The sequence below is a fragment of the Oscillibacter sp. KLE 1745 genome (genome assembly GCF_000469445.2).
Lineage (GTDB): Bacteria > Bacillota > Clostridia > Oscillospirales > Oscillospiraceae > Oscillibacter > Oscillibacter welbionis.
Window position 1 is genome coordinate 1 of sequence record NZ_KI271774.1, and the last position, 3,658, is coordinate 3,658.

Here is a 3,658-nt window from a genome sequence, read left to right on the forward strand (position 1 = left end):
GGCCGCCAGCAGCAGCGCCAGCTCGTCATACCGCCGCGCCTCCTTCTGGCTGTCAAATTCCAGAATGTTTCCCGCCGCCGTGATCCGGGCGGCCTTCCGGTTGTGGTATTTGGATGCCGCCCGCCGCGGCATCTCTTCTTCATCGTCCGACAGGGCAGGGGAGGGGGGCCGGCTCCTGCCGTTGTTCCTCCGCTGCCGCGCCATGATCTGGTTCGCCGCCTGAGCCTGCGCCCACGGCGGAAGGTCTTCGATTCTCATACACGCACCTTATTCCGTTTTCAATTTAGTAGTCTTCAAACATGGAAATTTGTTTTTGCTCCAGCTCTGCCCTTTTTCCCGCCTCTTTTTCTACCTCTGCCTCCAGTTCTGCCTTTCGTTTGGCTTGCAGGTCCGCCCACCTTTTTGCCGTCGGCGTCCCGTCGATGTGCTCCAACGCCTCCCAGGTATCCGGGTCAAAATTAGCCGGAGCATGGCCCTCTACGGCATTTTTTAGGATCAGGTCCTTCCACCGTTCACTCACTCGATAGCGATCACAGGTGAAAAGCGCGTGGACAGAGTAGTAATCCCCGATTCCGCTCCACCCCAGGAATACCCGCCGCTTGTTCACCGGCCCGCTGGGTGCTGTACAAAATCCGGGATGAAAACTGTTTGTGAAAGTGCAGTATTCGCAAATTCCAAACATCGGGTTAGGCTTGAAGTCCAGACACTCGCCTTGGACCTTATCACATTGTGCAATCCCGATGATCCCGCACGGCGATTGCTTTGCCCAAAAGTGAATAAACAGTTTATCATCCGGGATTTCTTTATTTTCCGCTCCCGTCTGCCCATGACCGCAGTAGCGGCAACGGGTCGTAAACACATCATCCGGTATTTTCACACCACCACTTCCTTCCGCGCCACAATCTGCTCCGAGCGCGGCCATGGCGGCAGCTTCTCCCGCTTCCGCCAGGCGAAAACGCTGTTGACATCACATCCCATGGCGGCCGCGATCTTTGAATCGCTCCACTTCTGGTCGTAAAGCATTTTAGCCTTCTCCCAGTCGTACCGGGTCCGCCGGCGGCTTGGGTTGATGGCGATGGCGGGCCCTTTCGGCTTCGCACGCTTTGCGGCCTCCGGCGGCTGCTCCGGCTCAAAATGCCTGCACCGCTCCGGCGGGACGGCCCGCCTCGTATGGCCCGTGATCCCCGCATAGTCACAGGTGTAGTCCGAAAACTTTGCTGCCCGGTATCTGCACTCCGGGCACCTGATTTTTCCCATTGCCTATACTCCGATCAAATCTCTCAATCTGGACAACGGGCAGTCCTCGCAAATATCCAACAGTTCATCCCTGGTCTTTCCGTTGGCGGCGCTGGTGTATCTGCAGTAGTTGCCGCATAGCTCCTCAAGCAGTTCTTCCGTCTGGTGCTCAATAGGACCCAGCTTGTCCACCAATTCCTGCTTCTTGGACATGGAAAACCACCCGGATCGCTTACCCTTCCTGGTCAAAAAGGCTTTCGCCGTCTGCTGCTCCAGCCACCACTTAATCCGATCCAGGTTTTTGTGTTGGCAGCCATCGCAGTTTTCCAGGGCGCAGCCCGCGCAGAAGGCCCGCTCGAATGCTATATCCCACGGTGCGTCCGCCGTTGGGATAGAGGCCAGCACAGCAGCCAGGGCGTCCGGAGATTCTGTAATCCTCTCAAATCTGCTTTCCATCTCATACCTCCCGATCCACGAGGCCGTCCGCGTTTCCCGGCATTTTCAGCAGGAGGGCGAAGTGGATGCTCTCGCCATTCCTCTGCATCCACTCCATTACGCTGCCGATATCAGGCAGATAGATCATGCCCACAGGCCCGTCCTTGCTGCGCTGATATGACACGTCGAAGTAGTATTCCTGATTCTCCATTTCCACATCATTCCTCCGGCGTCAGAAGGGGCTCGTCCTGGTCCGCGTTGAACAGGTTCAGGTTCACCACGGGATCGTCGGCCTCCACCTGATTCTCCCAGTCCATCCCTGCTATGTAGAGGATCTTTTCCTCGTTCTCCCGGGAGAACCGCCCCGGCGCCAGAAATACCATCTCGTCTCCCCATAAGAACATAGCCATGTTGCCATGCGGCGTAATCCGGCACTCCGGCGATACTTCCTTGAAGTCGATCAGCTTCAGCAGCTCCGTGTCGAAGGCATAGACCGCGCCGGTTGTTGTCTGGTACAACTGCCAGCGGTCCCGGAAAATCACGGGGATCTTCACCATGACGGACGATCCGTCCCGCAGCTCTTCAAGCTGGCTCTCCCGTATGTCGGCCACATCTTCCAGCATGGTCTGATTCGGCTGGCTCTTCTGGACGCTCACCGGCTCCATCGGCATATACCCCACGTCCTTGACGATCTGGACAGCCGCCTCTTTCGGCAGGTCCTCCGTCAGGCAGCGCACCGCCCAGGTGGCGCCGTTCAGGATGATCTCGTTCCGCCGCCAGGACCTGGCGACGGTCTCCACCTGCCGCCGGACTGGGATCACGGAATATCCGCCGCCCTTGTAGGCGGCCGAAAGCACCTTGCAAAGTCCCTTTTCATGAATCATGTCGTCCTCCTGCTTTTCCGCTTCTGCTCCGGCGCCGGCCCCAGGTCGGAGACCTCGCAGTCTCTGGCGACCTCTGTCCACCGGTCTCCCCATTCACGCGCCGCCGCCGCGATGGCCCGCAGCCGGTCCACCGCCTGTACCTGTACGGCGGGGCGCTCCGGGTGCTGCACCTCAAACAGACGAGCTTCCTTATCACTCATACCTCTGCCTCCGGCACGATCAGCACCACCGGCTGGAGTTCCTGCTCCGCCTCTTTTGTCGCAACAATCACCGGCTCTGTGGCCGCCAGTGCGGCGAACAGGGCTGCCGCCGCGAGGACGGCAAGCACGGCGGCGAAAATACTTTTCCGGGTCTCTCTCTTCCGCCGCTCCAGGCGCTCCATGCGGGTCTCCTGTCGCTCGATCCGGATCGTGAAAAACTGCTGCTCCATATCACTGGTCCTCCGATTCTCTGTTTTTTTCCTGGATTGTCGGCATGGTCAGCACAACAGCAAGGACTGACAAGACCTCCACAACCGACAGGTTCAGTGTTTCTGCGTAATCCCGTATCAGGACGGCCATCCCGTTCAACAGTGCCGACGCGCTGGATGCCTTAAAATGCCGCTGATACCGGTTTTCCCCGGCCCGTTTTTCCAGTTTGATGATGCAATCAGATTGCAGCCCGATTTGATATGCCCGGCTGTTCGCTTCCTCCACGGAGATGGGCTTTCGCTCCGTCTTCCCGGTTTCATCAGGTCTCTGCTTCTGCTCCATGGTGCTCCTCCTTGTCCCGCCGCCAGCGGCCGCGGTTTCTAAGCCGCCGCTGATACTCTGCCTGCCCCCGTGCCGGGTCATAGGCCGGCCGGCTTAACTCGTTCAGCGTCCCGGTGTATCCGCGCTTCAATTCCTTGTACACGGTATCCGGGCACACGCCCAGTTTTACGGCGATCACGGCAGCCCGCTCTCCGGCCGCCCACATTTCCGCAAGGACCTTTCGGTCCTCCATGGTCAGGGTTTTTCTCTGTACCGTAGCCTCCATTTCGTTCACCTCGTTCCGCCTCCGGCATAAAAAATATGCAGAAGAAAGTCGTCTGACTTCTTCTGCACTTAATCTACTATCTTGCC

10 protein-coding genes are annotated in these 3,658 nt (G+C 58.4%); all 10 read right to left on the reverse strand.

Annotated elements, in window-relative coordinates; all coding sequences use genetic code 11:
• Positions 1-258 (reverse strand): hypothetical protein (locus HMPREF1546_RS16565; protein ID WP_021752165.1); only part of this gene is annotated, 258 nt, incomplete at its 3' end.
• Positions 259-283: 25 nt separating this feature from the next.
• Entirely contained in the window at positions 284-922 is a 639-nt protein-coding gene (locus tag HMPREF1546_RS16570; RefSeq protein ID WP_198145327.1) for a hypothetical protein, read from the reverse strand.
• On the reverse strand, positions 874-1,257 hold the full coding sequence (locus HMPREF1546_RS16575; protein ID WP_021750203.1) for a helix-turn-helix domain-containing protein: 384 nt from the start codon (positions 1,255-1,257) through the stop codon (positions 874-876). The genes HMPREF1546_RS16570 and HMPREF1546_RS16575 overlap by 49 nt, the downstream gene beginning before the upstream one ends.
• A gap of 3 nt (positions 1,258-1,260) precedes the next feature.
• A complete protein-coding gene (locus HMPREF1546_RS16580) occupies positions 1,261-1,692 on the reverse strand; it encodes a hypothetical protein (protein ID WP_021750204.1) in 432 nt (143 codons plus the stop codon).
• 1 nt (position 1,693) lies between these two features.
• The gene (locus HMPREF1546_RS16585) at positions 1,694-1,882 is read right to left on the reverse strand and encodes a hypothetical protein (protein ID WP_021750205.1); all 189 of its coding nucleotides are present in this window, start codon (positions 1,880-1,882) and stop codon (positions 1,694-1,696) included.
• A 7-nt stretch (positions 1,883-1,889) separates the two neighbouring features.
• The gene (locus HMPREF1546_RS16590; RefSeq protein WP_021750206.1) at positions 1,890-2,555 is read right to left on the reverse strand and encodes a hypothetical protein; all 666 of its coding nucleotides are present in this window, start codon (positions 2,553-2,555) and stop codon (positions 1,890-1,892) included.
• Entirely contained in the window at positions 2,552-2,755 is a 204-nt protein-coding gene (locus tag HMPREF1546_RS16595; RefSeq protein ID WP_021750207.1) for a hypothetical protein, read from the reverse strand. The genes HMPREF1546_RS16590 and HMPREF1546_RS16595 overlap by 4 nt, the downstream gene beginning before the upstream one ends.
• Positions 2,752-2,985: a hypothetical protein gene (locus HMPREF1546_RS16600; protein WP_021750208.1), complete on the reverse strand. Its 234-nt coding sequence runs from the start codon at positions 2,983-2,985 to the stop codon at positions 2,752-2,754. The genes HMPREF1546_RS16595 and HMPREF1546_RS16600 overlap by 4 nt, the downstream gene beginning before the upstream one ends.
• Before the next feature lies 1 nt (position 2,986).
• On the reverse strand, positions 2,987-3,307 hold the full coding sequence (locus HMPREF1546_RS16605) for a hypothetical protein (RefSeq protein ID WP_021750209.1): 321 nt from the start codon (positions 3,305-3,307) through the stop codon (positions 2,987-2,989).
• Entirely contained in the window at positions 3,285-3,572 is a 288-nt protein-coding gene (locus tag HMPREF1546_RS16610; RefSeq protein WP_021750210.1) for a helix-turn-helix domain-containing protein, read from the reverse strand. Before HMPREF1546_RS16610 ends, HMPREF1546_RS16605 begins: the two co-directional genes overlap by 23 nt.
• Positions 3,573-3,658: the final 86 nt, after the last annotated feature.

Excerpts from the sequence above, each read along its gene's own strand:
- HMPREF1546_RS16570 (WP_198145327.1), bottom strand. The coding sequence starts at position 922 with ATGGCCGCGCTCGGAGCAGATTGTGGCGCGGAAGGAAGTGGTGGTGTG.
- HMPREF1546_RS16575 (WP_021750203.1), bottom strand. The coding sequence starts at position 1,257 with ATGGGAAAAATCAGGTGCCCGGAGTGCAGATACCGGGCAGCAAAGTTT.
- HMPREF1546_RS16580 (WP_021750204.1), bottom strand. The coding sequence starts at position 1,692 with ATGGAAAGCAGATTTGAGAGGATTACAGAATCTCCGGACGCCCTGGCT.
- HMPREF1546_RS16585 (WP_021750205.1), bottom strand. The coding sequence starts at position 1,882 with ATGGAGAATCAGGAATACTACTTCGACGTGTCATATCAGCGCAGCAAG.
- HMPREF1546_RS16590 (WP_021750206.1), bottom strand. The coding sequence starts at position 2,555 with ATGATTCATGAAAAGGGACTTTGCAAGGTGCTTTCGGCCGCCTACAAG.
- HMPREF1546_RS16595 (WP_021750207.1), bottom strand. The coding sequence starts at position 2,755 with ATGAGTGATAAGGAAGCTCGTCTGTTTGAGGTGCAGCACCCGGAGCGC.
- HMPREF1546_RS16600 (WP_021750208.1), bottom strand. The coding sequence starts at position 2,985 with ATGGAGCAGCAGTTTTTCACGATCCGGATCGAGCGACAGGAGACCCGC.
- HMPREF1546_RS16605 (WP_021750209.1), bottom strand. The coding sequence starts at position 3,307 with ATGGAGCAGAAGCAGAGACCTGATGAAACCGGGAAGACGGAGCGAAAG.
- HMPREF1546_RS16610 (WP_021750210.1), bottom strand. The coding sequence starts at position 3,572 with ATGGAGGCTACGGTACAGAGAAAAACCCTGACCATGGAGGACCGAAAG.